Genomic DNA, 25,262 nt, shown 5'->3' with positions numbered 1-25,262 from the left:
CGCGAAGCGATTAACTGAGGGCTATGGCCGCCCCGGATACTCCCGCCGAAACCTTCAAGCGCGCGCTGGGTCATGCCGCGCGGGCGCTGGCCGAACAGCCCGAGCTGGAGGTGGTGTTCGGGTCGGACGGGCCCAAGCTGTCGAACGGCGTCCTGACCCTGCCCCATCCGCCCCGCGATCCGTCCGGGCCCGAGAGCGCGTCCTTGCGCGGCCAGGCCGACCGGCTGGCGCTGCGTCTGGCCAATCACGATGCGGCGGTGAACAGCCGGATGCGGCCAGCGGACGCCAAGGCGGCTGAGGTGTTCGATGCGGTCGAACAGGCGCGCGTCGAGGCCTTTGGTTCGGAACATCTGGCCGGGGTGCGCGACAATCTGGGCGCCGCCCTGATCACGCGGCTGGAAAAGACCGGCGCCTTGCGCATCAGCGAGGCCGAGCGCGTGCCGGTGTCCGAAGCCGTGGCGCTTCTGGTGCGCGAGCGGCTGACCGGGCGCCCCGCCCCCGACGGCGCCCGGGCCATGCTGGATCTGGTGCGCGCCAACATCGAGGCCAAGGCCGGCGCCAAGCTGGACGCCCTGGCCGGCACGGCGGGCGATCAGGAAGGCTTTGCGCTGAAGATGCGCGAGGTGTTGCGCGCGCTGGACCTCGACCCCGGCGACGGGCGCGGCGAGGATACGTCCGAAGATCCCGGCGACGAGGAACCGGATCCTCAGGACCCCGCAGCCGACGACGATCAGGACGAGGAGGAAGAGCAGGACGGCGGCGAAGGCTCCCAGTCGATGGAGGGCGACGCCGACGATCAGTCTTCCGAGCAGGAGCGCGAAAGTCGCCCCGAAGGCGCGCCCGCCGATCCCGACGGCGAAGGCGCCGACGATGGCCCGGAACTTCAGGAAGGCCAGCAGCCGAACCGTCAGCAGACGGCCGACGACGGTCGCGCGGTCGATGTCTACCGCGTCTTCACCACTGCCTTCGACGAGGTGGTGGACGCCGCCGACCTGTGCGACCCCGTCGAACTGGACCGGCTGCGCGCCCTGCTGGACGGCCAACTGGCCATCCTGTCCAGCGTCGTGTCGCGCCTGGCCAACAAGCTGCAACGGCGCCTGCTGGCCCAGCAGAACCGCTCCTGGGTCTTTGATCTGGAAGAGGGTATGCTGGACACGGCGCGGCTGACCCGGATCGTCACCGACCCGACTGCCCCCCTGTCGTTCAAGGCCGAGAGCGAAAGCCCGTTCCGCGACACGGTCGTGACCCTGCTGCTGGACAACTCCGGCTCGATGCGCGGGCGGCCGATCATGGTGGCGGCGGTCTGCGCCGACATCCTGGCGCGGACGCTGGAACGTTGCGGCGTCAAGGTCGAGATCCTGGGCTTCACCACCCGCGCCTGGAAGGGCGGGCAGAGCCGCGAGGCCTGGATCACCGCGGGCAAGCCGCAAAATCCCGGCCGCCTGAACGACCTGCGCCACATCATCTACAAGGCCGCCGATGCGCCCTGGCGCCGGGCAAAGAAGAACCTGGGCCTGATGATGCGCGAAGGTCTGCTGAAGGAAAATATAGACGGCGAGGCCCTGCAATGGGCTCACGGCCGCCTGCTGGCCCGCACCGAACAGCGCCGCATCCTGATGGTGATTTCCGACGGTTCGCCGGTGGACGACTCGACCCAGTCGGCCAATGCGGCCCTCTATCTGGACAAGCACCTGCGCCAGGTGATCGCCGAGATCGAGGATCGGTCGCCGGTCGAACTGCTGGCCATCGGCATCGGCCATGACGTGACCCGCTGGTATCGCAAGGCCCTGACCATCGTGGACGTGGAACAGCTGGCGGGCGCCATGACTGAGAAGCTGGCCGAACTGTTCGAGAACGAGGGCGCGGCCGGTCCCACCCGTCGCACCAAGCGAAAGCTGGCGGCATGAGCCGTTTCGGCCGGCTGGCCAGTGTCTGGATCGCCCTGTCTCTGTCGGCCTGCGCCGCCTCGCTGGGCGCGCCGCGTCCCTATCCGTTGTCGTCGGACGGCTGGACGCCCCAGGTCGCGGAACTGCGAAGCGTCAGCCTGGGCTTGCCCGGCGGCACGCAGTTGGCCGACGGCGTGATGTTTGCCGGCGGCCTGCAGGTCAGCGCCGCGCCGACCTCCCCGCTGCACAGCCTGTCGGACCTGAAGCTGACCGGCGACGGCGGCTTCGTCACGGTATCGGACACCGGTGATCTGGTGCGCGGCGACATTCGCCTGGACGCCCGGGGGCGGCTGGTCGGGCTGGATCATTTCCGCTCGCGCCGGCTGACGCTTCAGGACGGCGCCGCGATTTCCGACAAGTCGGACGGCGACGCCGAGGGCCTGGCCATCACCCCCTCCGGCGATCTGCTGGTGAGTTTCGAGCGGCGTCACCGCATCTGGAACTACGGCCCATTGTCGGCGCTGCGGACCCGGCCGACGCCGGTGCGGTCGCCCGACTTCGCCTTCACCGAGAACGACGGGATGGAGGGGTTGGCCGTTGCCCCCGGCGGCTGGCGCGTCTCTGGCGAGGCGGGCGGCGTCTGGGATTGCGCGGCGGCGAGATGCACGGTCGTCAGCGCGCCGCCGACAACCCCCATCCCCGACAGCGAATACCGCATCACCGGCCTGGATCGCGATCCGTCCGGGTCCGGATGGTTCGTGGTCCAGCGTCTGTACCGGGCGCCCATCGACATGCGCGCGCGCGTGCGCCGCATGGCCCCCGACGGAACGCTGGGGCCGGTGTTGATCGAGCTGAAACTGCCCGGCACGACCGACAATTTCGAGGGGATCGCCGCCGAGACGCGCGACGGAAGGACCCGCCTCTACATCCTGTCCGACGACAACTTCAATCCGGCCCAGCGCACCCTGATGCTGGCCTTCGACCTGCGCTAGACGTCAGGCCGCGCCGGCCCACTGCGTCGGTTGCGAGGTCGATTCATCGGCTTGCAGGGCGCGCACGAAATCGTCGCGCCAGATGCCGACATCGGTCGCGCGAACCACGTCCATCAGGGCTTCCCATTTCCGGATCCGCTCGGCCTTGGGCATGGTCAGGGCCTTCTGGATGGCGTCCGACAGCTCCTCGCGACTATAGGGATTGACCAGCAGCGCCTCACCCATCTGTTCGGCCGCGCCGGCGAAGCGCGACAGGATCAGAACGCCGGGATCGTCCGGATTCTGGGCGCAGACATATTCCTTGGCCACCAGGTTCATGCCGTCGCGCAGGGGCGTCACCAAACCGACCCGCGCCGCGCGATAGATGCCCGCCAGCTGATCCCGACGATAGGTGCGGTTCAGATACCGGATCGGCTGCCAGTCCATGTCGGCGAAGGCGCCGTTGATCCGTCCCGCCAGGGCGTCCAGCCGCGAACGAATGTCCTGATAGCTGTCCACGTCGTCGCGCGAGATGGGCGTGACCTGCAACAGGAAGACCTCGCCCCGCATCGAGGCGTTGTCGTGCAGAAACTGTTCGTAACCCAGCAGCCGCTCTTCCAGCCCCTTGGAATAGTCCAGCCGGTCCACCCCCACGATCATCGAGCGGAAGGCCGACGACGCCGCCATTCGATCATAGGTTCGCGCCCCAAGCGCCGAATTTCGCGCCGCCAGGAAACCGTCCACGTCGATGCCGATGGGGAAGACGCCGGTCTGGACCTTGCGCCCGAAACACTCCAGCCCGCCGACGCCGTCCAGCTCGCCTTGGGCCTCTGACACCACATAGTCGGTGAACAGATCGCTCCATTCCTGGGTGTGGAAACCGATCAGGTCAAAGTCGAACATAGACTCCACAAGCCGCCGGTGATGCGGCAGGGTCACCAGCAACTGCCGCGCCGGCCAGGGCGTGTGGAGGAAGAAGCCGATCCGGTTGCGAACGCCCAGGCGGCGCAGATCTCGCGCCATCGGGATCATGTGATAGTCGTGGATCCAGATGATGTCGTCCGGCTGGATCAGCGGCGCCAGGGCTTCGGCGAAACGCCGGTTCACCCGCTCATAGCCCTCGCCATAGGACCGCTCGTATTGGGCCAGGTCGATGCGGTGGTGGAACAGCGGCCACAACGTCTTGTTGGCGTAGCCGTTGTAGTATTCGTCGACGTCCTGCCCCTCCAGATCGACGAGCCCTACGGTGACGCCGGCCCGGTCCTCGATCTTCACCTCGCCGGTGTAGTGGTCCACCCGCTCGCCCGACCAACCGAACCACAGGCCGTCGTATTTTCTGAGGGCGGCGGACAGGGCCATCGCCAATCCGCCGGCGGACCCGGCGGCGGGGTCGGTCGGGGCCGAAACCCGGTTCGAAACGACGATCAGGCGGCTCATGACTTCACTTCACACGGCGACCCCAGCCCCGGGGTCCAGACATTAACGCACATCGGTCCAGGAACGGCTCAACAGCACGGCGCAATTGATGATGCCGACCAAGGAATAGGTCTGCGGATAGTTGCCCCACAGCTCGCCATCGTCGATCGAGATGTCCTCGCTCAACAACCCTGCGGCCGTCCGCCGGCTCAGCATCTCTTGGAAGATGGTGCGGGCTTCCTCGATGCGGCCGTTCTGGTGCAGGGCCTCGATGAACCAGAAGGTGCAGAAGTTGAAGGCCGTCTCCGGCTCGCCGAAGTCGTCCGGCTCCACATAGCGGAACAGGTGGCTGCCCTTCTTCAGGTCGCGCTCGATGGCGTCGAAGGTGGCGACCTGACGCGGATCGTGCGCCTCTAGGAAGCCCAGATCGGTCATCTGCAGCAGTGAAGCGTCCAACTCGCGGCCGCCGAAGCTGGCGGCGAATCGACCCTCGTCAGGCAGATAGGCCTCGGCTTCGATCCGCTGACGGATGATCTGCGCGCGCTCACGCCAGAAGGCGGCCCGATCTGGCAGGTTCAGATGGTCGGCCGCCTTGGCCAGACGATCGCAAGCGGCCCAGCACATGACGGACGAATAGGTGTGGACCCGCGCAATGGTGCGAAACTCCCACAGGCCCGCGTCGGTCTGATCGTGCATGGCGAAGGCCCGCTCGCCGATCGCCTCCAGCGCGTGAAAATCTTCCAGCGTGCCCGGGCGCAGCAGCCGTGAGTCATAGAAGGCCTGAACCAGAGGCAACACGATCTGTCCGTAGACGTCGTGTTGCAGATGTTCGTGCGCCTGATTGCCGATCCGCACAGGCTTCATGCCGCGGTAGCCCTCGACGCTGTCGATGATGCTCTCGCCGATTCCAGGCTCCAGGCCCACGCCATAGACCGGCTGGACATGACCGCCGGCGGAATCGTCGACCAGATTCCTCAGATAGACGAGGTAGTTCTCGAGGATGTCGACCGCACCCAACCGGTTCAGCGCCCGCACCGTGTAATAGGCGTCGCGGATCCAGCAGTAGCGATAGTCCCAGTTGCGCCCGCTCTCCTTGAACTCGGGCACCGAGGTCGTCATGGCCGCGACGATGGCGCCGGTCTCTTCATAGGCGCATAGCTTCAGCGTGATCGCCGCGCGGATCACCGCCTCCTGATAGTCGAGCGGCAGGTAGAGTTTGCGCACCCAGTCCTGCCAATAGGCCACCGTGCGATCCAGCGCGCCCTGAACGCCGTGGCCGACATCCTGGTCGTAGCCCTCGTCCGGACCCAGGAAGAAGGCGTGCGACCGCTCCAGGCGGAACACGCGCTCCTCCAGCACATGCGACACGGGACAATCGGTCGTCAGGCGGAAGGTGACGTCGGCGCACATATAGCGGATGTGGTTGGATCCGGAGGTGTGCGGCGCACGGCGCGCGCCCCAGTCCGTCGAGGGCCGCAACCGCACCCGAATACGCGGCGTGCCCGACAAAGGCCGCACGATGCGGGCGAAAGCCAGCGGCCGATAGGTGCGCGAATGTTTCGGGTGACGCGGGGCGAAGTCGATGATCTCGGCCGACGATCCGTCCTCGGCGGTCATGACCGTGCGCAGAACCGGCGTGTTGCGGACATAGGCCTGGTCGATCGACTTCACGCTCTCCATCTCGATGGCCCAAAAGCCGTGCTCGGGCGCCATGCCGTCCATCAGGGCGGAAAAGACCGGGTCGCCGTCCACGCGCGGCGCGCAGGCCCAGACGAAACGCCCCTGGCGGTCTATCAGGGCGCTGACGCCGCAGTTGCCGATGGGAAACAGGTCCAGATTGGGCTTCATCGGTTCAGGCCTTCGCTACGGCTTCAAGCCAGGTGAGCACGGCATCCACATCGTCCAGCCGGTAACGCGCCGCCGTCTCGCGCTCGGGTCCGACCAGCACGCCGTATCCGCCCAGCGCCGCCGCAGCCTCGAACCCATATTCGTCGGTGAGGTCATCGCCCAGCATGACCGGGACGGCGCCCTTGAACGGCGCCTCTTGCATGAAGGCCGTGACGGCCGTGCCCTTGTCGGCGCCGGGCGTCTTCAACTCCAGCACCATATGACCGGGTTGGAGCGTCAATCCTGTTTCGGCCTGAAGCTCGGCGGCGAGTCCCTTGGCGGCGCCGGCTTCATCCGGCGCCTGACGATAATGGAGGCCGACCGAGACCCCCTTGTCCTCCACGATCACGCCGGGTCGATCGGCAGCGAACGCCTCGAACGCGTCCAGCGCCTGGGCGACGCCGGCGTCGGGCGTCTTGCGTTCAATGGAGCCGTCCTTCAGACGCCGCTCCAGGCCATGCACGCCCGAGCCGGAGACTAGGGCATGATCGGAAATGCGGTCGATCTCGGCGATGGTGCGGCCGCTGACGATGGCGACACGGCCCGCAAGTCGCGCCTCTACCGCCTTCAGCGCCGCCGTACGACGGGGGGTCGGCGCCACCGCATCGGGGGTCGGCGCCATAGGGGCTAACACGCCGTCCATGTCCAAGAACAGCGCGATCTCGTCGGCGACCACGGGCGGCGTCGGGAGCAATAGCGAAGCGGCTCCGGCATGAGACGGCATTGACGATCAAACTCTTTGTTTTAGTTCCCCGGTCGGCGTAACGCGCCAGAGCGGCAAAGGTTGACCAGAAACCGACAAAGTCGTCTGAAAGGGAGGCGGCGCGCGAAACGGACTCATGGCGGATCGCGCACGACAAATAAGGAGAGCCCGGTTGCGGGCCAGGAAACAATGACCGAGATCGCTCACTCGACCCCCGACGACATCGCCGTGATGACCGACCGCGCCCGTGAGGTCATGCGCCTGAACATCGAAGCGCTGGAGGCGCTGGAACGCTCGATCGATGTGTCGATGGCGCGCGCGGTCGATGTCATCATGAGCCGGCCGGGCTATGTCGTCGTCACCGGCATGGGCAAGTCGGGCCATATCGGCGGAAAGATCGCCGCCACCCTAGCCTCGACCGGCACCAACGCCTTCTTCGTTCACCCCGCCGAGATGAGCCACGGCGACCTGGGGATGCTGCGTCCCGACGTGACTGTGCTGGCCATCTCGAACTCGGGCGAGAGCCGCGAACTGCGCGATCCGCTGATCTATTGCCAACGCAACGGCATTCCCGTCATCGCCATCACCCAGCGTCCGGCCAGCTTCCTTGGCCGAAACGCAGCGGTCTGCCTGACCATGCCGAAGGTCGCCGAGGCCTGCCCCAACGGCTTGGCGCCCACCACCTCGACGCTGATGACCCTGGCCCTTGGCGATGCCTTGGCCATGGTGCTGATGGATCGCCGCGAATTCACGGCCATGGACTTCGGCTTGCACCACCCCGGCGGCGCCCTGGGCATGAGCCTGCAGAGCGTGCGCGAATGGATGGGCGACAATGCCGCCGTCCCGGCCAGCGTGCCGTTGAACGCCGGCTTCGGCGACGTTGTCTCGGCGATCACCGAAGGCCGAAAGGGCGCGGTGGCTGTCTTGGACGCCGATGGCACGCTGGCTGGCATCGTCACCGACGGCGACCTGCGCCGGGCCTTCCAGCGCGACACCACCCATCTGACCGCGGCCGATATCATGGGGGCCAACCCCATCACCGTGGATCCGGATGCGCGAATGAGCGACGTCGTCGATCTGTTGACCGCCAACAAGATCGCCAATCTGTTCGTGGTCGAGGACGGCAAACCCACGGCCATCGTCCATATCGCCGAACTGATGCAGGCCGGCTACGTCGCCTAATATGCGCATTCTTTACGACGCCAGCCGGCTGATGAGCCGGGCCGAACGGTCGGCGCCGACGGGCGTGGACCGGGTATGTCTGGCCTATGCCGAATGGCTGCTGGCCTCGCCTGATATCACGACCATCCCGGTGCGTGGCCGCAAGAACCGGTTGGTCGCCGTCGAGATCGGCTGGTTCCGGCGGTTCGTGGCCGATCTGCGCGCCAAATGGAACGGCGCCGCCAGCACGACGGCCGATCTGGCGCACGAGCAGCGGCTGCTCGCCGCCCTGACCGCGGAGCGACGGCCGGCCGCCTCGGTGCTGTGCCCGGCGCCCGCTCCCGAGAAGGACAAGCCCGCCGACAAGACGCGGGTGTTCAAGCAGTTCTTCCGTTCGCGCCACGCCGCCCCGCTGCCGGCGGCGGACCTCTATCTGACCGTCGGTCACACCACCCTGCACGAGCCGACGGCGCTCGAAGATCTGAAAGCCGCCGGGATCGAGCGCGTCGTCCTGCTGCACGATCTGATCCCCGTCACCCATCCTGAGTTCTGCCGACCCGGCGACGGCGACAAACACCATGCGCGGGTCTCAAACACCCTGCGCCTGGCCAGCCGGATCATCGTCAACTCCGCCTACACTGGCGATGAACTCCGCGCCTTCGCCGAGCGCGAGGGCCTGCCCCTGCCGCCGGTCCACGTCGCCCACCTCGGGTTGGAGCCGGCCTTCGTCGCCGGCGACGCCATCGTGGCGCCGCGTCCCTATTTCGTCCATGTCGGCACGATCGAGGCGCGCAAGAATCTGGCTTTGCTGCTGACGCTATGGCGGCGACTGGAAGAACGGATGGGCGATCAGACGCCGTCCCTGGTGCTGATCGGTCGCTACGGCTGGGAGAATGAGGCGGAGCTGGATCACCTGCAGCGCTCGCCCAATCTGCAAGGGGTCGTCCATCAAGCCTCCAACCTGTCCGACGCCATGCTGGCGCGGCTGATGCGCGGGGCGCGCGCCGTCCTGGCTCCTTCGTCGGTCGAAGGCTTCGACCTTCCCGCCGTAGAGGCCTGCGCCATGGGCCTGTCGCTGATCGCCTCCGACATTCCGCCGCACCGCGAGCTGACGCCGAACGCCGAACTGATCGATCCGCTCGACGGCTTGGGCTGGTTGGCCGCCATCGAGCGCGCGACCGAGGCGGCGCCGACACCGCCGCCTCCATACAAGGCGCCGTCCTGGTCGGAACATTTCCGCATCGTCGCCGACGCCATCGGCCTTCAGCCCGTTTCGCCACTGGCGAGCGCGGCCAAAGGCTTGTAATCAATCCGCGAACGAGGGCTATCCAGCTTCATGACGCGCACCATCTTGCCGCTTGCTATTGTCGCCATTCTCGGCGGCTGCTCCACCCTGCCTCGCGACGGGCCATCGGGCGCTTCGGTCAACGCCGGGGCTACGACCGCCTCGGCACTAGGCAGCTACGCGCTGGTGCCGCTGACATTTGAAGCCACCGAACGCATGAAGCAGATCCCGCCGCAGTTCTTCGGCAGTCTCACCGCAGGATCGAGCGATCAGCCGGCAGACGTGATCGGCCAGGGCGACACCCTGGCGATCTCGATCTTCGATCCGTCCGGTTCGCTCTTCGGTGGAACTTTGGGCGCCGGCTCGGCGTCGGGCCGTAACGCCGCAACCATGTCCGGCGGCAATCAGGCTCTGCCCGGCGCGACGGTCGATCGGTCAGGCTCAGTGACAATTCCTTTCGGCGGGCAGGTTCGTGTTCAGGGCCTGACCTCCACCCAGGCGGCGGCGGCGATCCGGCGCGCCCTGGTTGGCAAGGTCGCAAATCCGCAAGTGCTGGTTTCCATCGCCGGAAACGCCTCCAACACGGTCAATGTGCTGGGCGACGTGCGCCAGCCGGGTCGTGCCCCGTTGGGCGTCAACAGCGACCGCATCCTGGACGTGATTGCAGCGGCCGGCGGCTCGGCCCGCTCCACCGACGACCTGACCATCTCGATCCAGCGCGGCGGGCAGACTTACACCGCCCCCCTCTCAGCCGTGACGACCGAGTTTGGCGAGAACGTCCGCCTGCAACGTGGCGACGTGGTCAATGTCCAGTACAAGCCTCGCCGTTTCTCCACCTTTGGTGGTCTGAACGCCGTCGCGCAGGTCGATATGCCGGCCGGGCCGATGACCTTGACCGGCGCCCTCTCCAAGGTCGGCGGTCTGAACACCGCTACGGCCAATGCGCGTCGCGTTCTGATCTTCCGCTTCGAACGCCCCGAGGTGGCCCAAGCGCTGGGCATCAACCAGCCCGCCACGCCGCGCGGCGTGCCGGTCGTCTACGAACTCGACTTCAGCGACGCCGCCAACGTCTTCGCGGCCACCAACATGCAGGTGATGCCCGAGGACGTGATCTATGTGCCCCTGGCCGGCGCCGCCGAGATGCGCAAGTTCTTCGAGGTCGTTCAGAGCCTGACCCGCGTCGTCTATGACGTGTCGGTGACAAGCACGCTGAATCGCTGACGTCATGGCCAGACGGCGGCCGCTGCTTTCGGGACTGTTTTCACGCAAGTCCCCGGCTGCGCCCGTCGACGACACGATCGACCCGTTCGAGCGGCCGACCGAGCTTGAGCCGCAAGAACCCGACGCCTTGAGCCTGGCCTTGGCTGAAATCGAAGCCGGGGCGCTGGAGATCTATGCACAGGCCGGCCTGCCCACCCAGCCGGGCCACTATCGTCGCGATCCCGAGACGGGGGACTGGATTTTCATGGCCCGCCAGATCGAGCCGTCCGAACGCTTCGCCCTGGCCCTGCGCTATCCGCCCAAACAGGGCTGGCGCTTCGCCCGGCTGGAGGATTTGGGCGCGAGGTCGGACCGCGAGGATGTTCAGGCCGCTGCGCGCCTCATGATAGATGTCGCCACCTTGCGGGCCTCTCGGCGCGGCGTGTTGACCAAGGATCACCTGCTGACCGCCATGGAACTGGGCGCCGCCTGGCGCGCCTTGCGTGATGCACAGGCGTTTCGCACATCCCGCCTGACCCTATCCGTACCACAAGCCGTATATCCCAAGGCGCTCAAGGGCGACAAGCCGCCGAAGCCGCGCTAGAGAGCCCGCCCCCCCGAACTGCAGCCCCCTCCATGTCCGACGCCCCCGAACATCCGCCCGAAGGTCAGCCCGTCGGTCGCATCATCGCCATGCCCGCCGACACCAACCCCGAGGGCGACATCTTCGGCGGCTGGCTGCTGGCGCAGATGGACCTTGCCGGCGCGACCCCGGCGTTCGAACTGGCCTGCGGGCGCTGCGCGACGGTGGCGCTGGACGGCATGGTCTTTCACCAGCCCGTCTCGGTCGGCGACGAGGTCAGCATCTACGCTCACGTCATCGGCTCGGGCCGCACCTCCATCCGCGTCCAGGTCGAGGCGTGGAAGCGGGCGCGGGGCCAACCCCAGGCCGCTTCGGTGCGCGTGACCCAGGGCGTCTTCACCTATGTGGCCATCGACGAGAACCGCAAACCCCGCGCTCTGCCCGGCAAGGCGTAGAGCGCGGCAAGGGGCGCAAATCTTGACCTATCGCCGGGGCGGGCCTACGTCCCGGCCATGGCCATTCGACGCATCCTCACCATCGACAACGCCGCCGACCTGGCGATCCTGAAGCAGGTGTCCAAGCCCGTCGCGGCCGTGGATGACACCGTCCGCACCCTTATGGATGACATGCTGGAGACGATGTACGACGCGCCGGGCATCGGCCTGGCCGCCGTGCAGATCGGCGCTCTGGACCGGGTGATCGTCATGGACCTGGGCGACAAGGACGGCGTGGTCTGCGAGACCGAGGAAGAGGCGGCCGAGAACGTCGAGGCGCGCAAGAACCCGCGCTTCTTCGCCAATCCGGAAATCCTGTGGACCTCGGACGAGCTCTACACCTATGAAGAGGGCTGCCTGTCGATCCCCGAGTATTTCGACAAGGTGGAACGCCCGGCCCGCGTCCGCATTCGCTATCTGAACCGTGACGGTCAGTCGGTGGAGGAAGAGGCCGAGGGTCTCTACGCCGTCTGCATCCAGCACGAGATGGACCACCTTAACGGCGTGCTTTTCATCGACCATCTGTCGCGTCTCAAGCGAGACCGCGCTGTGACCAAGGTCAAGAAGGCCGCCCGCGACAGGATCGCCGCCTGATGACCAAGATCGTCCGCCCCGAACGTATCGAACGCGCTGCGCGCCGGATCGCCCCGTCCATCCCGCGCGGCCGCTCGCTGATCATCGACGCCTCGGGCCGTCGTCGCCTGACGCGCAGCCAGAAGGTCGGCGTCGCCGGCGTCGCCACCCTGGCCGGCGTGGCCTTGCTGGGGGTCGTGGCCGGCCTGCTGCTGGACCGCCTGCTCGATTTCGACGACGCCCTGGACGCAGGCGGCGAGTGGGACGAGGGCGGCGGCGTCTTCACCCGCTGGCAGTAAGCCGCCTAAAGTTCTAAAGGCGTGCCCATGCGCCTTGCCTTCATGGGAACTCCCGACTTCGCCGTGCTGTCCCTGGCCGAGCTGATCGCCTCGGGTCACGAAATCGTCGCTGTCTATTCGCAGCCGCCACGCCCTAAAGGCCGGGGCCAGAAGCTGACGCCGTCGCCCGTCCACGCTTTCGCCGAGACCATGGGTCTGCCCGTCTTCACGCCCGAAAGCCTGAAGGACGCCGAGGCGATCGACACCTTCAGAAGCCTGGATCTCGATGCGGCCTGCGTCGTCGCCTATGGCCAGATCCTGAAGACCGAGGTGCTGGAGGCGCCGCGCCTGGGCTGTCTGAACCTGCACGGCTCGCTGCTGCCGCGCTGGCGCGGGGCCGCCCCGATCCAGCGGGCCATCATGGCCGGTGACAAACAGACCGGCGTCCAGATCATGCAGATGAGCCTGGGTCTGGACGAAGGCCCCATCCTGCTCAGCGAACTGATGGACATCCTGCCCGACGACACAGCCGCCAGCCTGTCCGAACGGATGGCCCATGTCGGCGCGGGCCTGTGGGCCCGCGCGCTGGCCGCCATCGACCGGGGCGGGGTCACGCCGTCCGAACAGGTCGGAGAGCCGACCTACGCCAAGAAGATCACCCCGGCCGAGGCCCGGATCGACTGGACCCGCCCGGCCGCCGAGGTGGACGCCCATATCCGAGGCCTGTCGCCCTTCCCCGGCGCCTGGTTCGAGGCCCCGTTAGAGGCCGGCCCCGTGCGGATCAAGGTGCTGCTGTCGGCCTTGGCGGACGGATCGGGCGCGCCCGGAACCGTGCTGGACGACGCCCTGACCGTGGCCTGCGGCGACGACGCCGTGCGTCTGATCCGCGTTCAGCGCGAGGGCAAGGCGGCGCAATCGGCCGAGGAGATGCTGCGCGGCTTCCCCCTGCCGGCCGGGACCGTGCTCGGCTGATGCCGCGCTACAAGCTGACGATCGAATACGACGGTACGGCCTACAACGGGTTCCAGGCCCAGGACGGCCAGCCGACGGTGCAGGGCGCGCTGGAGGCGGCCATTCACGCCTTCTCCGGCGAGCGGATCCGCATCGCCGCCGCCGGCCGCACCGACACCGGGGTCCATGCGACGGCCCAGGTCATTCATGCCGATCTGGACCGCGACTGGCCCGTCGATACGGTGCTGAACGCCATGAACGCCCATCTGGTGCGTCAGGACGTCTGCGTCCTGACGGCCGAATATGCGCCTGATCCCGACTGGCATGCCCGGTTCTCGGCGACTGGCCGGGGCTATCTGTACCGCATCCTGAACCGCCGCCCCCAGCCCGTCCTGGAGCGCGACCGGGTCTGGCACGTCAAGAAGACCCTGGACGCCGAGGCCATGCACCATGCGGCGCAAGTCCTGGTCGGCCATCACGACTTCACCACCTTCCGCGACGTCGGCTGTCAGTCCAAATCGCCGGTCAAGTCGCTGGACGTGGCGCGCGTGTCCCGGTTCGGAGAGGAGGTGCATCTGGTGTTTCAGGCGCGCAGCTTCCTGCATCGCCAGGTCCGGTCCATGGCCGGCACCCTGGTCGAGGTGGGTCTGGGCCGCTGGAGCGCCCACGACGTCAAGGCCGCGTTGGAGGCGAAGGACCGCGCCCGGTGCGGCCCCGTCGCCCCCTCGGCAGGGCTTTATCTCAGCGGCGTGCGCTACGACTGAACCCGCCGGTCAGCCGCGCTGCTGGACCAGCACCTCGGCGATCTGGACCGCGTTCAGGGCCGCGCCCTTCCTCAGATTGTCGTTCGAGACGAATAGGGCGAGACCATGCTCGACGGTCGGATCAGGGCGCACACGCCCGACGAAGACCGGGTCCTGACCCGACGCCTCCAGCGGGTTCGGCACGGCCGTCACCACCACGCCGGGCGCCTGCGCCAGCAGATCCAGCGCCTGAGCCGCCGACAGCGGGCGCTCGAACTCGACATTCATCGAAAGCGAATGGCCGGTGAAGACCGGCACCCGCACGCAGGTGCCCGAGACCGGCAGGCCGGGGATTTCCAGGATCTTGCGGCTCTCGTCGCGCAGCTTCAGCTCCTCGTCGGTGTAGCCGTCTTCGCCCAGCGCATAGTTCAGGGCCACCACGTTCGCGGCGATCGGCACGACCCACTTCTCTGGCGCCCCGAAGTCCACGGCCCCGCCGTCGCGCGCCAGGGCCGCGCCCTGCCCCACGGTCGCGCGCGCCTGATCCTCCAGCACGCGGATGCCCTCGATCCCCCCGCCCGAGACGGCCTGATAGGTGGAGACCGTCAGACGCTTCAGCCCCGCCGCGTCGTGTAGGGGCTTGAGCACCGGCATGGCGGCCATGGTGGTGCAGTTGGGGTTGGCGATGATCCCCTTGGGCAGATCGGCTAGGGCGTGGGGGTTCACCTCGGCGACCACCAGCGGCACTTGGGGGTCAGAGCGCCAAGCCGAGGAGTTGTCGATCACCACGGCCCCGGCCGCCGCCACCTTGGGCGCCAGGGCCTTGGACGTCTCGCCGCCGGCCGAGAAGAAGACGATGTCCAGACCAGCGTAGTCGGCGCTCGCCGCATCCTCGACCACGATGTCGTTGTCACCGAAGCGGATGGTCTTGCCCGCCGATCGGGCCGAGGCGAACAGGCGCAGCGAAGCCAGCGGGAAGGTCCGCTCGGCTAACAGCCCGCGCATCATCTCGCCGACGAGGCCGGTTGCGCCGACGATTCCCACGTGGGGCGGGTTGGACGGGGAAAAGGACATGAAGGCGTCTCCTGACAGGATGGAGGCGCGGGGTTCAGCCGGATCGACCGCCCCGCGCATCGGCGGGGCTTGGGATCGGGATTGACGCTAGACCGTGCGCGCACCCGAAACCGCCCCGCCGAAGCCGGTGGTTTTCAGGGTCATCGCTTTGGTCAGGCGCTGCGTCACGGCGACGCTCTCTAAGGGTGAGAACCGGTCGTGTAAACGGCCGACCACGGAAAAATCAACGCAGCAAGCATGATTGCGGGCTTGCCTGCGCAATAAAGCCGTCAATCTCGCCTCCCGTCATCCTCAAGCTTGACCCAAGGATGACGGAGCCGAAGGTTCGCGTATCAGACCTTGGACAGGATCAGCGTGCCGTTGGTGCCGCCGAAGCCGAAGCTGTTGGACATGACGTGGGTCAGTTCGCCGTCGTGGCGCTCCCGCAGGATCGGCATGCCTTCGAACGCCGGATCGAGATTTTCGATATGGGCGCTTTCGGCGGCGAAGCCGTTCTGCATCATCAACAGGCAGTAGATGGCTTCCTGGGCGCCGGCCGCGCCGAGCGAGTGGCCGGTCAGCGACTTGGTCGAGGAGATCATCGGCATCTGGTCGCCGAAGACGGCGCGCACGGCCTCCATCTCCTTGGCGTCGCCCACGGGCGTCGAGGTGCCGTGCGGGTTCAGATAGTCGATCTTCGGATTGCCGGCCTGTTCCAGCGCGATCTTCATGCAGCGCTGGGCGCCCTCGCCCGAGGGCGCGACCATGTCGTAGCCATCGGCGTTGGCGCCATAGCCGGTGACCTCGGCATAGATGGTCGCGCCGCGCGCCTTGGCCCGCTCATACTCTTCCAGCACCACGATGCCCGCGCCGCCAGCGATGACGAAGCCGTCGCGGTTGGCGTCATAGGCTCTGGAGGCGACCGACGGATTGTCGTTGAAGTCAGACGACATGGCGCCCATGGCGTCGAACATGTTGGACATGGACCAGTCGATGTCCTCGCAGCCGCCGGCGAAGACCACGTCCTGCTTGCCCCACTGGATCTGTTCGACCCCGGCGCCGATGCAGTGGGCCGACGTCGCGCAGGCCGAGCTGATCGAATAGTTGATGCCGCGCATCTGGAACCAGGTCGACAGCACCGCCGACGGGCCCGACGCCATCGCCTTGGGCACGGCGAACGGGCCGATGCGCTTGGGCGCGCCCTTTTCGACCGTGGTCGCGGCCGCCTGCAGGATCACCTGGGTCGAGGGACCGCCCTCGCCCACGATCAGGCCGATGCGGTCATCCTTGATCTCGTCCGCCGTCATGCCCGACGACTTCAGAGCCTCTTCGAAGGCGATGTGGCCCCAGGCCGTGCCGTTGGCCAGGAAGCGCGCGGCGCGACGGTCGACCAGTTCTTCCCATGGACCGATCTTGGGCGGCGCCCAGACCTGGCTGCGGAAGCCGTATTTGGCGTGGTCGGGGGCATGAACGACGCCCGAACGGGCTTCGCGCAGGGACTGGGTCACCTCCTCGGCGCCGTGGCCGATGGAAGAGACGATGCCCAGGCCGGTGACGACGACACGACGCATGGTGTTTCCTTCTTGATGCTTCCTGGTCCGAGGACCGTCCGCCTTGTTCGCGGTTATATAGGGGCGTTAACCGCCCGCCGCCTCATCCTTGGCGCCGAACAGGCCGACCCGCATGTCGTTGCAGGTGTAGATGATCTGGCCGTCGGCCTCCAGCACGCCGTCGGCGATGCCCATGACCAGCTTGCGGTTGATGACGCGCTTCAGGTTGATCTTGTAGACCACCTTCTTGATGTCCGGGGTGACCTGGCCGGTGAACTTGACCTCGCCGACGCCCAGCGCGCGACCGCGGCCGGGGCCGCCGATCCAGCCCAGATAGAAGCCGACCAGCTGCCACATGGCGTCCAGGCCCAGGCAGCCCGGCATGACGGGGTCGCCGATGAAGTGGCACTGGAAGAACCAGAGGTCGGGATGGATGTCGAGTTCGGCCTCGACATAGCCCTTGCCGTGCTCGCCGCCGTCCGCATTGATCGTGGTGATGCGGTCGAACATCAGCATCGGCGGGGCGGGCAGCTGGGCGTTGCCGGGACCGAACAGCTCGCCGCGGCCCGAGGCCAGCAGGGCCTCATGATCGAAGGACGAAGGATATTGGGACTGGGTCAAGGCGCTTCCGTTTCTTGAGACGTTGCGCGCGGGTTACACGACCGCGCCGCTTCGCTCAACAGCGTGCGGTCAGTTGCGACCCGTGCCCGCGGGGCGATTGGCGTTGCACAGCGCCCGCTCCTGGGTGCCGAACACCGCCCGCTGGGCCACAAAACCCTCCAGCCGTCGCGCCCGGACCTTGCACCAGCCCTCTTCGCATTCGTCCAGCATCACCAGGGCGCGTGGCGACAGGCGCGCGCGCACCGACGCGGTCTCGGATCGGCCCGAGCGGATCGGCACTTCCTCGGCAGTCGTGTTGAAGACATAGCGCCGGCCCGACGACACCGTGCGGTGGATCCAGGCCACGGCCCCGTCCGGGTCGCAGATCTTGCGCCATTCGGTCGTCTCGGCGATCACCTGAACCGGCAGGCCGGCGGCGCGGTATTCCCACAGGATCGGATAATCCAGGCCCGGCCCCTGGCGCGCGCGGACGTGCGAGGACTTCAGCGAAATCCAGCGCGGCACCTCAAGCCCGGTCGGGGTCGGGCGGCCGTCGGGCATGGTCGCGCCGGCGCTGGCCATCACGCCGAGGCCGAGAATGGCTCCAACGATGGCGATGCGGCGTCGCAGGCTTTGGAAGATGGCGGCGGCTTTGCTAGACACTGATTGGAACGACCCGTCGCGCGGGCTTTGATCCGTCTGAATCGCCGCCCGCTAACCAAGGCCGAGAATGTCCCCCCGCAAGCTTAAGGTCGTATTAACCAGACGCCTGCCCGACGCGGTCGAAACGCGGATGCGCGAGTTGTTCGACGCCGAGCTGAACCTGAAGGATCAGCCGATGGACCGCGCCGCGTTGCAGGCCGCCGTCCAGCGGGCCGAGGTTCTGGTGCCCACGATCACCGACGTCATCGACGCCGACCTGATCAATGGCGCAGGCGAGCAGTTGAAGATGATCGCCAACTTCGGCGCCGGGGTGGACCATATCGACGTCGATGCGGCCGTGGCGCGCGGCATCATCGTCACCAACACCCCCGGCGTCCTGACCGAGGACACCGCCGACCTGGCCATGAGCCTGATCCTGGCCGTCAGCCGCCGAATCGTCGAGGGCGCCCAGGTGGTCGCCGAAGGCCGCTTCGAGGGCTGGACCCCGACCTGGATGTGCGGACGCAAGCTTTGGGGCAAGCGGCTGGGCATCGTCGGCATGGGCCGGATCGGCCAGGCCCTGGCCCGCCGCGCCAAGGCCTTCGGGCTTCAAGTCCACTATCACAATCGCAAGCCCGTCCCGGCCCTGATCGAAGAAGAACTGGGCGCGACCTACTGGGACGATCTGGACCAGATGCTGGCGCGGATGGACATCGTCTCGCTGAACTGTCCGGCGACGAAGGACACCCACCATCTGCTGTCGGCCGAACGCCTGGCCCGGCTCCAGCCCCACGCCATCCTGATCAACACCGCCCGCGGCGAGCTGATCGACGAGGCGGCCCTGGCCCAGGCGGTGGCCATGCGCGCTCTGTCCGGCGTCGGCCTGGACGTGTTCGAGAACGAACCCGCCATCCATCATGGCCTGCTGGGTCAATCCAATGTCGTGCTGTTGCCCCACCTGGGTTCCGCCACCCTGGAAGCACGCCAGGACATGGGCGACCGCGTCATCGCCAACGTCATGACCTATCAGAATGGCCACCGCCCGCCTGACCGCGTCATCCCCGCAATGCTCTAGGCCGGCGATGCTCTAAGGCGCAGCCAGCAACCGCTCGGCCGCATCGGGATATTTCTGCGCCAGCCGCGCCGCCCAGTCGGCCTTGAGCGGCAGCGGCGCGCGTACCTCGCGAATGCGGCGCTCGACCAGGGCGGCGGCCTCGCGGTGCGCGGGCCAGTCCATCAGAAACTCCAGCGCCGTCTCGAAATCGGCGTAGGCCGCGGCGTGAGCCAGGGCGCGGTCCAGCGCCTCCACATCGTCGAAATCCGGCAGGCGCGCCAGATAGGCCCGCAGTACCGGCGCGGACAGGTCGCGCTCGAACATCGCCCAGCGCAGATCCTGCGCCTCGTCCTTGCGGCCCTCGGCTTCCAAGAGGTCGATCGAGGTCGCCTCCCATGCCGGCGTCATGACCGGCGGTCCGGCCTGCGGCGACCGGCCGAAGGTCCATCTCCGATTGCCCGCCGACGGTTTCAGCGCCGCCTCCAGCGCCTGACGCGCTTCTGGAATGCGATCAGCGACCAGCAGCCGCTTGGCCATCACCGCCGCAAAATCCGGCGAGCCTCGTTCCTCCGGCGTCGTCATCGACAGCCACAGGTCCAGATCGCCCGCCCGGTCGGCCAGCCGTCGCACGACCGTCCGCATGCCGCGCGGACTCGATGCAGTATCGAGGCGATCCAGCAGCCTCTTAGCCATGTCCGCCGTCAGATCGTCGCCGCCCGCGCCGATCCAACGGGCGTATTCGAGCGGTTGCCGCGCCACCGCCTCCGCCAGCAAACCCACTGTGCTCTCGTCCGTCCGAACCGCAGCCTCGGCGATCCGCCACAAATCCGCGGCCGCCGTTTCGAACGCGTCGGCCAGTTCGCCCTTCTGATCCTTGACACGCGTCGCCAGGCTGCGAAACAGTTCGAACCAGCCGATCAATCGCTCCAACCCCATCGCCGGCGCGGCCTCGGCCAGATCCTCGACGATTGCAGCCCGCAGAATCTCCAGATCGCGCAGCAGGTCCGGCCGCTTTCGCCACGACACGCGCGCGCGGCTGGCCGCGATGGTCGTCAATCGCTTGTCGATTTCCAGGGCCAGCAGGTCCGGCCCCGTCTCGGCCGCCATCACCAGCCTGAGCCGCCGCTTCAGGATCGCATCCGCATCCGCCGCCTGCATCAGCAGTTCGCCCAGACGCTCAGCGCCTAAGCCGCTGAGATTTGCGGCGTTCAGGCGTTTGGGCGAGGCGGAACGTCGGGCCATCAGGCCTCCTTTTCACAAGTCTGTCGGACCGAACTCACACGGCTGTCGAAAACCGCTGGCAGGGGAGGAACCGTCGTAAACGCGCTTCGTTTCCGGCGTCCTGATCGAGGAAGTGTGCGTTGGACTCCTACTACTGCATCGTCAACCTGCCCGGCGTTCCGGTGCGGGACATCTGCGTCCTCGACGCGATTAACGACACGGCGGCCAATCAGGCGCTGGAGGCGATCGCCCGCAACTGGGTCGGGTTCGAGACCCTATATCTCTATTGCGGCGAACGTCTGGTGACGGTGCTCAGCAACCCGGCGCTGGGCTTCGCTCCGCCGCTGCCTGACTTGGATCTGGCCGACATCCGTTTCGCGACGGCCGCCTGAGCGTCAGCCGCCGCAGACCGGGCATTCCGGATCAGCGGCGACCCGCACGGTCCGCGCCGAGCCCGCCAGTCCATCATACAGCATCAGCCGTCCCGTCAGGGCCTCGCCCGCGCCGGTGATCAGCTTGATGACCTCCAGCGCCGCCATCGACCCGATCACGCCGGTCAGAGCGCCCACGACGCCGACGCGCGCACAGGTCTCCGCATCCGGCGGGATCTCGGGCACCAGGCATTGATAGCAGGGCTGGCCCGAACACACCCCGACCTGCCCGTTCCAGCGGCCAAGCGCGCCCGACACCAGCGGCTTGCCCGCCGCAACGCAGGCCGCATTGACCCACAGCCGGGTCTGAAAATCGTCGGTCCCGTCCAACACGATGTCGAAGGCTTCGATCCGCGCCGCCGCATTCTCAACGGTGATCCGCTCGGCGAAGGTTTCGACCGCAATATGCGGATTGAGGCCGACCAGCCGTTCCGCCGCCGCCTCGACCTTTGACCGGCCGACCTGCGCTGTGGAGAAGGCGATCTGCCGCTGAAGGTTGGACAGGCCCACCACGTCGTCGTCGATCAGGCCCAGCGCCCCGACACCCGCCGCCGCCAGATAGAGCGCCGCCGGCGATCCCACGCCGCCCGCGCCGACGATCAGCACTCGCGCGCGCTTCAGCGCCTGCTGCCCCGGCCCGCCCAACTCGGACAGGACCAGGTGGCGCGCGTAGCGTTCGACTTCGTCTTCGGAAAAGATCACCGCCCTATCTAGCGCCGCAGAGGTTCAGGCGCGAGGGGCGTGGTCGATGTCGCCTTGTAGCCTCAGGCGGCCATCCGGACGTGTTCGCACGACAGCAGCTTCTCGAGCCCTGCGCTGGACAGGTCGCTCAGTCGCCGGCCGCGCAGAATGTCCGCCGCCTGCTGTGTGCTGAGGGCGCACAGCCGCGCGGGGTCCTGCACCCGCCGCTGCATGACCGGGCGATCATCCAGCACACGGATGTTGCAGTGGCGCGGATCCTTCCCAAGACGCGACATCAGCCGATCCACATCGGCGCGCGCGCCCTCGATCATCTGTGCCGCTTCGCCTTCGTGGAACAGCATGGCGCTGCCGATCTCGTCGCGGCGATTGTTTCGCTCCGACACGCCCAGGATTTCGGCGAGCGCCTGAAGCGTGTGGTTCACGCCACCGATCACTTCACTCACGAAAACGACGCGATAAAGCAAAGCCTGGCCCTCGATATCAAAGATCGGCGAAATTGGATTGCGCCTTCTAGCCAATATTGGGGTCAAAATAAGACGGCGTTATCCATCGACGCGACAGACTTGATGCCGACGGCCCGCCGCGCCATCTGATCGTCATGACACAGACCGCATCCAACTTCCCCGACTGGCACGGCACCACCATTCTGGCGGTGCGCAAAAACGGACGCACCGTGATCGCCGGCGACGGCCAGGTCTCGATGGGCCCCACCATCGTCAAGGGCGCGGCCCGGAAGGTGCGCACCCTCGCGGGCGGCAAGGTGCTGGCGGGCTTTGCCGGCGCTACGGCGGACGCCTTCACACTGATCGAGCGCCTGGAAGCCAAGCTGGAGCAGTATCCGGATCAGCTGGCGCGCGCCTGCGTCGACCTCGCCAAGGATTGGCGTACCGACCGCTATCTGCGCCGGCTGGAGGCCATGCTGCTGGTGGCGGACAAGTCGTCCATCTTCACCGTGACGGGCGTCGGCGATGTGCTGGAGCCAGAGTATGGCGTCGCCGCCGTCGGTTCGGGCGGCAACTACGCCCTGTCGGCCGCCCGCGCGCTGATCGAGGAAACGGAGCTGGACGCCGAACAGGTCGCCCGTAAGGCCATGAAGATCGCGGCCGAAATCTGCGTCTACACCAACGGCAATCTGACCGTGGAAACGCTCCAGGCCTGATTTGCCGGGTGGGTCAGATCACTTCGGCGATCAGACCGCGGGCCTTGGCCTCCTGCGCCTCGATATACCAGTTGGCGGGGGCGCGTCTCAGCACCTCCTCCATAGTCACCGACGATCCGCGCACCAGGTTCTCGAAGCCCTCGTTCTGGATGGCGATGGAGTGTTCCAGCTCGTTCAGCATGGCGCGGACTGAGGCGATGCAGGTCGTCAGCGGCCCAGTGACGTGAAGTTGAGTATCCATCTTGCGCTCGTGGATCATCACGCGGGCGCCGCGCGTCAGATAGCGGTTCTCCACCGCAAAGAAGCTCATGAAGGTCGCGCCGGCGGAATAGATCGCCGCCTTGCCCAGAAAGACCAGCCGCCGCGACGGATTGATGTCGCTTTGAAAGCGCACGTCCTCGCCCATCATGCGCGCCACCTCCGGATCACCACCCAGGGTCGACAGTTCGATGACGGTCAGACCGGTATCCGGCGCGTCCGCCATCTGCTGGCGGAACCTCTCGTACATGGCGTAATCGACCGCGCCGGCGAGCAGGATGCGCGGCGTATCGAACGCCTTGGCGGTCAGAATGCCGCTTGGCGCAGTCTCAGACATCAACGCTCTGCCGCCGAGGCGGCGTCGTCGCTGATGGGATAGCCGTGGGCGGACGCCCACGATCGCGCCTCGCGGATCGAGAAGAAGGCCTGGTTCTGAACGCGCCGCGACCCGGCCTCGTCGATCAGTTCGCACTCCCACCACCGGATCGTGCGGCGATCGGAGGTGTTGCAGGTGCGCGGAACGAGAAGGGCGTGGGGCGTCATGCGCCATCAACGAAAAAATGCGCAGAGCGGTTCCGTCGAGGTCAGGATTTCGTCTTTAAGAACAGACCATTGCGCGACACCGACCGACGCTGCCGCTATGTCAGCAGTGGTGGAGAATTTGCGATCAATGGCGCCTTGGCTTAAGCGCGCGCCATGACCGACGCCGCGCCTCCCCGCCCCCACGCCCGCAACCCGCGCGGCTTCGCCGACAAGCGCGGCCGCGACCTGACCGCCGAGCGGCGCATCGTTGCGCGCGTGTCCGAGGTTTACGAGCGTTGGGGCTTCGAGCCGCTGGAGACGCCGGCCTTCGAGTATGCCGATGCGTTGGGCAAGTTCCTGCCCGACGCCGATCGCCCGAACGAAGGCGTCTTCGCGCTACAGGACGACGCGGGCTCGGACGAGCCGGGCGAATGGATGGCCTTGCGCTACGACCACACCGCGCCCCTGGCCCGGTTCGCCGCCCAGACCTGGGAGACCCTGCCCAAGCCGTTCCGCCGCTATGCCTATGGCCCCGTCTGGCGCAATGAAAAGCCCGGCCCCGGCCGATTCCGCGAATTCTGGCAGTGCGACGCCGACACCGTCGGCTCGGACCGGCCCGAAGCCGACGCCGAGATCATCGCCATGGGTTGCGAAGGCCTGCGCGCCGCCGGGCTGGACACCGGCCAGGCCCAAATCCGCGTTTCGAACCGCAAGCTGTTCGACGGCCTGTTCGACGCCGGCGGCGTGACCGAGGCCGGTCAACGGCTGACGGCGCTTCGCGCCATCGACAAGTTCGACCGCCTGGGCTGGGAGGGCGTGGTCCAACTGCTGGGCGAAGGGCGTCTGGACGACTCGGGCGACTACACCAAGGGCGCGCAACTGCCCGCCAAGGTCACGGCCGCCATCGAGGCGTTTCTGGCCTCGGCCAACACGCCCGGCTTGTCCCGGGCCGAGACGCTGGACGCGGTCGCACGCTCCGGCGACCTGGGCGCGGCGGGCGAGGCGGCGCTGAACGAACTGGCCGCCATCGACCGCGCGCTGGCCGCCATGTCGGTCGGTCAGGACGCCGTGAAGTTCGATCCGACCATCGTGCGCGGTCTGGAATATTACACCGGCGCCGTGTTCGAGGCCGAGCTGCTGCTCGACACGGTCGACGACAAGGGTCGTCCCGTCCGCTTCGGCTCCATCGGCGGCGGCGGCCGCTATGACGATCTGGTCGCCCGCTTCACCGGCCTGAGCACGCCGGCCACTGGCTTCTCCTTCGGCGTCTCGCGCCTGGCCTCGGCCCTGCGCGCGGCGGGACGGGGCGCCGAGGATGCCGTGCGCGGCCCCGTGGTCGTCATCGTCTTCTCCGAGGACGACATGGCTCATTATCTGACCGCCGTCGCCGAACTGCGCGCCGCCGGAATCGCCGCCGAGCTTTATCTGGGTCGCGCCGGCATGAAGGCGCAGATGAAATACGCAGACCGACGCGGCGCCCCGGCTGTCGTCATTCTGGGCGGCGACGAAATCGCCGCCGGCGAGGTCACGATCAAGGATCTGGACGCCGGCCGCGCCGCCGCCGCCGCCATTACGGACAACGACGCCTGGAAGGCCGAGCGCCCCGGTCAGATGAAGATACGCCGCGAAGGCCTGGTCGCCGCCATCAAGTCCATTATCGAATAAGCTTCGATAATGACGCGCCTCTGAAATGGGTTATCAGTGATAAGTCGAAGAAAGTTCGACTCTTGCCAAACCGGCCGTTGACGACCGACCGGCCCTTGCGTCAAATGACCTCACTCGAGGGCAAGCGTTGCTCAAGCGCGCAGCACTCGAAGGCGTTTCGGGGAGGAAACGTCCGCTCTTTAAAGAGCGCGAAAGCCCGCTGCGATGTATCCCCCGCAGCGGGCTTTTTCGCGTCTGGCGCCCAGGCAAATGCTCATTACACCTCGACAAATTC

28 protein-coding genes are annotated in these 25,262 nt (G+C 67.3%); 15 read left to right on the top strand and 13 right to left on the bottom strand.

All coding sequences use genetic code 11. From position 1 onward, the window contains the following. Window positions 1–23: 23 nt before the first annotated feature. Both cobT and DT343_RS13935 read left to right on the top strand, forming a co-directional pair. Entirely contained in the window at window positions 24–1,907 is a 1,884-nt protein-coding gene (gene cobT, locus DT343_RS13940) for a cobaltochelatase subunit CobT (RefSeq protein WP_112863337.1), read from the top strand. Next, window positions 1,904–2,878, top strand: a complete 975-nt coding sequence (locus DT343_RS13935; RefSeq protein ID WP_112863336.1) for an esterase-like activity of phytase family protein — start codon at window positions 1,904–1,906, stop codon at window positions 2,876–2,878. The genes cobT and DT343_RS13935 overlap by 4 nt, the downstream gene beginning before the upstream one ends. Window positions 2,879–2,881: 3 nt before the next feature. Here DT343_RS13935 and DT343_RS13930 read toward each other — a convergent pair whose 3' ends face one another. The 3 genes from DT343_RS13930 to otsB are packed head-to-tail and all read right to left on the bottom strand — an operon-like array spanning window position 2,882 to window position 6,884. After that, window positions 2,882–4,294: an alpha,alpha-trehalose-phosphate synthase (UDP-forming) gene (locus DT343_RS13930; RefSeq protein WP_112863335.1), complete on the bottom strand. Its 1,413-nt coding sequence runs from the start codon at window positions 4,292–4,294 to the stop codon at window positions 2,882–2,884. A gap of 42 nt (window positions 4,295–4,336) precedes the next feature. Further along, the gene (locus DT343_RS13925) at window positions 4,337–6,121 is read right to left on the bottom strand and encodes a glycoside hydrolase family 15 protein (RefSeq protein ID WP_112863334.1); all 1,785 of its coding nucleotides are present in this window, start codon (window positions 6,119–6,121) and stop codon (window positions 4,337–4,339) included. A gap of 4 nt (window positions 6,122–6,125) precedes the next feature. Continuing rightward, window positions 6,126–6,884: a trehalose-phosphatase gene (gene otsB, locus DT343_RS13920; RefSeq protein WP_439897230.1), complete on the bottom strand. Its 759-nt coding sequence runs from the start codon at window positions 6,882–6,884 to the stop codon at window positions 6,126–6,128. A 168-nt stretch (window positions 6,885–7,052) separates the two neighbouring features. Between otsB and DT343_RS13915 the strand changes: the two genes are divergently transcribed. The 9 genes from DT343_RS13915 to truA are packed head-to-tail and all read left to right on the top strand — an operon-like array spanning window position 7,053 to window position 14,152. Continuing rightward, window positions 7,053–8,045: a KpsF/GutQ family sugar-phosphate isomerase gene (locus tag DT343_RS13915; RefSeq protein WP_112863332.1), complete on the top strand. Its 993-nt coding sequence runs from the start codon at window positions 7,053–7,055 to the stop codon at window positions 8,043–8,045. A gap of 1 nt (window position 8,046) precedes the next feature. Further along, window positions 8,047–9,330: a glycosyltransferase family 4 protein gene (locus DT343_RS13910; protein WP_112863331.1), complete on the top strand. Its 1,284-nt coding sequence runs from the start codon at window positions 8,047–8,049 to the stop codon at window positions 9,328–9,330. Window positions 9,331–9,360: 30 nt separating this feature from the next. Then, a complete protein-coding gene (locus DT343_RS13905; RefSeq protein WP_112863330.1) occupies window positions 9,361–10,530 on the top strand; it encodes a polysaccharide biosynthesis/export family protein in 1,170 nt (389 codons plus the stop codon). Between the two features lie 4 nt (window positions 10,531–10,534). After that, on the top strand, window positions 10,535–11,113 hold the full coding sequence (locus DT343_RS13900) for a hypothetical protein (protein WP_112863329.1): 579 nt from the start codon (window positions 10,535–10,537) through the stop codon (window positions 11,111–11,113). Between the two features lie 32 nt (window positions 11,114–11,145). Then, on the top strand, window positions 11,146–11,547 hold the full coding sequence (locus tag DT343_RS13895; RefSeq protein ID WP_112863328.1) for an acyl-CoA thioesterase: 402 nt from the start codon (window positions 11,146–11,148) through the stop codon (window positions 11,545–11,547). A 57-nt stretch (window positions 11,548–11,604) separates the two neighbouring features. Then, a complete protein-coding gene (def, locus tag DT343_RS13890) occupies window positions 11,605–12,180 on the top strand; it encodes a peptide deformylase (protein ID WP_112863327.1) in 576 nt (191 codons plus the stop codon). Then, window positions 12,180–12,458, top strand: a complete 279-nt coding sequence (locus DT343_RS13885) for a hypothetical protein (protein WP_017504962.1) — start codon at window positions 12,180–12,182, stop codon at window positions 12,456–12,458. Before def ends, DT343_RS13885 begins: the two co-directional genes overlap by 1 nt. A gap of 27 nt (window positions 12,459–12,485) precedes the next feature. Beyond that, entirely contained in the window at window positions 12,486–13,409 is a 924-nt protein-coding gene (gene fmt / locus DT343_RS13880) for a methionyl-tRNA formyltransferase (RefSeq protein ID WP_112863326.1), read from the top strand. After that, complete coding sequence (gene truA, locus DT343_RS13875; RefSeq protein WP_112863325.1) at window positions 13,409–14,152, top strand: tRNA pseudouridine(38-40) synthase TruA; 744 nt, start codon at window positions 13,409–13,411, stop codon at window positions 14,150–14,152. Before fmt ends, truA begins: the two co-directional genes overlap by 1 nt. A gap of 9 nt (window positions 14,153–14,161) precedes the next feature. Here truA and DT343_RS13870 read toward each other — a convergent pair whose 3' ends face one another. The 5 genes from DT343_RS13870 to DT343_RS13855 all read right to left on the bottom strand — a co-directional run bounded on the left by DT343_RS13870 (window position 14,162) and on the right by DT343_RS13855 (window position 17,997). Beyond that, window positions 14,162–15,205: an aspartate-semialdehyde dehydrogenase gene (locus DT343_RS13870; RefSeq protein ID WP_112863823.1), complete on the bottom strand. Its 1,044-nt coding sequence runs from the start codon at window positions 15,203–15,205 to the stop codon at window positions 14,162–14,164. Between the two features lie 87 nt (window positions 15,206–15,292). After that, a complete protein-coding gene (locus DT343_RS17260; protein ID WP_146756760.1) occupies window positions 15,293–15,478 on the bottom strand; it encodes a hypothetical protein in 186 nt (61 codons plus the stop codon). A 59-nt stretch (window positions 15,479–15,537) separates the two neighbouring features. Next, window positions 15,538–16,755 carry a beta-ketoacyl-ACP synthase I gene (gene fabB, locus DT343_RS13865; protein WP_112863324.1) on the bottom strand — a complete coding sequence of 406 codons (1,218 nt, stop codon included), beginning with the start codon at window positions 16,753–16,755 and terminating at the stop codon, window positions 15,538–15,540. Window positions 16,756–16,821: 66 nt separating this feature from the next. Further along, window positions 16,822–17,355: a 3-hydroxyacyl-[acyl-carrier-protein] dehydratase FabA gene (fabA, locus tag DT343_RS13860; protein WP_045809927.1), complete on the bottom strand. Its 534-nt coding sequence runs from the start codon at window positions 17,353–17,355 to the stop codon at window positions 16,822–16,824. 69 nt (window positions 17,356–17,424) lie between these two features. Continuing rightward, a complete protein-coding gene (locus tag DT343_RS13855) occupies window positions 17,425–17,997 on the bottom strand; it encodes an SH3 domain-containing protein (protein ID WP_235551295.1) in 573 nt (190 codons plus the stop codon). Between the two features lie 67 nt (window positions 17,998–18,064). On the opposite strand from DT343_RS13855, the gene DT343_RS13850 reads away from it, so the two are divergent. Next, window positions 18,065–19,051, top strand: a complete 987-nt coding sequence (locus tag DT343_RS13850) for a 2-hydroxyacid dehydrogenase (RefSeq protein WP_026108384.1) — start codon at window positions 18,065–18,067, stop codon at window positions 19,049–19,051. Between the two features lie 12 nt (window positions 19,052–19,063). Here DT343_RS13850 and DT343_RS13845 read toward each other — a convergent pair whose 3' ends face one another. After that, complete coding sequence (locus tag DT343_RS13845; RefSeq protein WP_112863323.1) at window positions 19,064–20,272, bottom strand: DUF6880 family protein; 1,209 nt, start codon at window positions 20,270–20,272, stop codon at window positions 19,064–19,066. 119 nt (window positions 20,273–20,391) lie between these two features. Between DT343_RS13845 and DT343_RS13840 the strand changes: the two genes are divergently transcribed. After that, complete coding sequence (locus DT343_RS13840) at window positions 20,392–20,643, top strand: hypothetical protein (protein ID WP_055754349.1); 252 nt, start codon at window positions 20,392–20,394, stop codon at window positions 20,641–20,643. A gap of 3 nt (window positions 20,644–20,646) precedes the next feature. Here the strand turns inward: DT343_RS13840 and DT343_RS13835 are convergent, their stop codons facing one another. Both DT343_RS13835 and DT343_RS13830 read right to left on the bottom strand, forming a co-directional pair. After that, window positions 20,647–21,384, bottom strand: coding sequence for a HesA/MoeB/ThiF family protein (locus tag DT343_RS13835; protein WP_112863322.1), 738 nt, complete (start codon window positions 21,382–21,384; stop codon window positions 20,647–20,649). A 62-nt stretch (window positions 21,385–21,446) separates the two neighbouring features. Further along, a complete protein-coding gene (locus tag DT343_RS13830) occupies window positions 21,447–21,848 on the bottom strand; it encodes a BLUF domain-containing protein (protein WP_112863321.1) in 402 nt (133 codons plus the stop codon). A gap of 134 nt (window positions 21,849–21,982) precedes the next feature. Between DT343_RS13830 and hslV the strand changes: the two genes are divergently transcribed. Then, entirely contained in the window at window positions 21,983–22,543 is a 561-nt protein-coding gene (gene hslV, locus DT343_RS13825; RefSeq protein ID WP_112863320.1) for an ATP-dependent protease subunit HslV, read from the top strand. Between the two features lie 13 nt (window positions 22,544–22,556). On the opposite strand, the gene DT343_RS13820 is transcribed toward hslV, so the two are convergent. Both DT343_RS13820 and DT343_RS13815 read right to left on the bottom strand, forming a co-directional pair. Then, window positions 22,557–23,138 carry a ClpP family protease gene (locus DT343_RS13820; protein WP_112863319.1) on the bottom strand — a complete coding sequence of 194 codons (582 nt, stop codon included), beginning with the start codon at window positions 23,136–23,138 and terminating at the stop codon, window positions 22,557–22,559. After that, window positions 23,138–23,344 carry a hypothetical protein gene (locus DT343_RS13815; RefSeq protein ID WP_112863318.1) on the bottom strand — a complete coding sequence of 69 codons (207 nt, stop codon included), beginning with the start codon at window positions 23,342–23,344 and terminating at the stop codon, window positions 23,138–23,140. Before DT343_RS13815 ends, DT343_RS13820 begins: the two co-directional genes overlap by 1 nt. Before the next feature lie 153 nt (window positions 23,345–23,497). On the opposite strand from DT343_RS13815, the gene hisS reads away from it, so the two are divergent. Beyond that, the gene (hisS, locus tag DT343_RS13810) at window positions 23,498–24,988 is read left to right on the top strand and encodes a histidine--tRNA ligase (RefSeq protein WP_112863317.1); all 1,491 of its coding nucleotides are present in this window, start codon (window positions 23,498–23,500) and stop codon (window positions 24,986–24,988) included. The last annotated feature ends 274 nt before the right edge of the window (window positions 24,989–25,262 follow it).

Source organism: Brevundimonas vesicularis (assembly GCF_900445985.1).
In the GTDB taxonomy this organism is placed as follows: domain Bacteria; phylum Pseudomonadota; class Alphaproteobacteria; order Caulobacterales; family Caulobacteraceae; genus Brevundimonas; species Brevundimonas vesicularis_D.
The sequence above is the reverse complement of the archived record's forward strand: the minus strand, read 5'-3'. Positions and strand labels throughout refer to the sequence as shown.

Excerpts from the sequence above, each read along its gene's own strand:
- cobT (WP_112863337.1), top strand. The coding sequence starts at position 24 with ATGGCCGCCCCGGATACTCCCGCCGAAACCTTCAAGCGCGCGCTGGGT.
- DT343_RS13935 (WP_112863336.1), top strand. The coding sequence starts at position 1,904 with ATGAGCCGTTTCGGCCGGCTGGCCAGTGTCTGGATCGCCCTGTCTCTG.
- DT343_RS13930 (WP_112863335.1), bottom strand. The coding sequence starts at position 4,294 with ATGAGCCGCCTGATCGTCGTTTCGAACCGGGTTTCGGCCCCGACCGAC.
- DT343_RS13925 (WP_112863334.1), bottom strand. The coding sequence starts at position 6,121 with ATGAAGCCCAATCTGGACCTGTTTCCCATCGGCAACTGCGGCGTCAGC.
- otsB (WP_439897230.1), bottom strand. The coding sequence starts at position 6,884 with ATGCCGTCTCATGCCGGAGCCGCTTCGCTATTGCTCCCGACGCCGCCC.
- DT343_RS13915 (WP_112863332.1), top strand. The coding sequence starts at position 7,053 with ATGACCGAGATCGCTCACTCGACCCCCGACGACATCGCCGTGATGACC.
- DT343_RS13910 (WP_112863331.1), top strand. The coding sequence starts at position 8,047 with ATGCGCATTCTTTACGACGCCAGCCGGCTGATGAGCCGGGCCGAACGG.
- DT343_RS13905 (WP_112863330.1), top strand. The coding sequence starts at position 9,361 with ATGACGCGCACCATCTTGCCGCTTGCTATTGTCGCCATTCTCGGCGGC.
- DT343_RS13900 (WP_112863329.1), top strand. The coding sequence starts at position 10,535 with ATGGCCAGACGGCGGCCGCTGCTTTCGGGACTGTTTTCACGCAAGTCC.
- DT343_RS13895 (WP_112863328.1), top strand. The coding sequence starts at position 11,146 with ATGTCCGACGCCCCCGAACATCCGCCCGAAGGTCAGCCCGTCGGTCGC.
- def (WP_112863327.1), top strand. The coding sequence starts at position 11,605 with ATGGCCATTCGACGCATCCTCACCATCGACAACGCCGCCGACCTGGCG.
- DT343_RS13885 (WP_017504962.1), top strand. The coding sequence starts at position 12,180 with ATGACCAAGATCGTCCGCCCCGAACGTATCGAACGCGCTGCGCGCCGG.
- fmt (WP_112863326.1), top strand. The coding sequence starts at position 12,486 with ATGCGCCTTGCCTTCATGGGAACTCCCGACTTCGCCGTGCTGTCCCTG.
- truA (WP_112863325.1), top strand. The coding sequence starts at position 13,409 with ATGCCGCGCTACAAGCTGACGATCGAATACGACGGTACGGCCTACAAC.
- DT343_RS13870 (WP_112863823.1), bottom strand. The coding sequence starts at position 15,205 with ATGTCCTTTTCCCCGTCCAACCCGCCCCACGTGGGAATCGTCGGCGCA.
- fabB (WP_112863324.1), bottom strand. The coding sequence starts at position 16,755 with ATGCGTCGTGTCGTCGTCACCGGCCTGGGCATCGTCTCTTCCATCGGC.
- DT343_RS13850 (WP_026108384.1), top strand. The coding sequence starts at position 18,065 with ATGTCCCCCCGCAAGCTTAAGGTCGTATTAACCAGACGCCTGCCCGAC.
- DT343_RS13845 (WP_112863323.1), bottom strand. The coding sequence starts at position 20,272 with ATGGCCCGACGTTCCGCCTCGCCCAAACGCCTGAACGCCGCAAATCTC.
- hslV (WP_112863320.1), top strand. The coding sequence starts at position 21,983 with ATGACACAGACCGCATCCAACTTCCCCGACTGGCACGGCACCACCATT.
- DT343_RS13820 (WP_112863319.1), bottom strand. The coding sequence starts at position 23,138 with ATGTCTGAGACTGCGCCAAGCGGCATTCTGACCGCCAAGGCGTTCGAT.
- DT343_RS13815 (WP_112863318.1), bottom strand. The coding sequence starts at position 23,344 with ATGACGCCCCACGCCCTTCTCGTTCCGCGCACCTGCAACACCTCCGAT.
- hisS (WP_112863317.1), top strand. The coding sequence starts at position 23,498 with ATGACCGACGCCGCGCCTCCCCGCCCCCACGCCCGCAACCCGCGCGGC.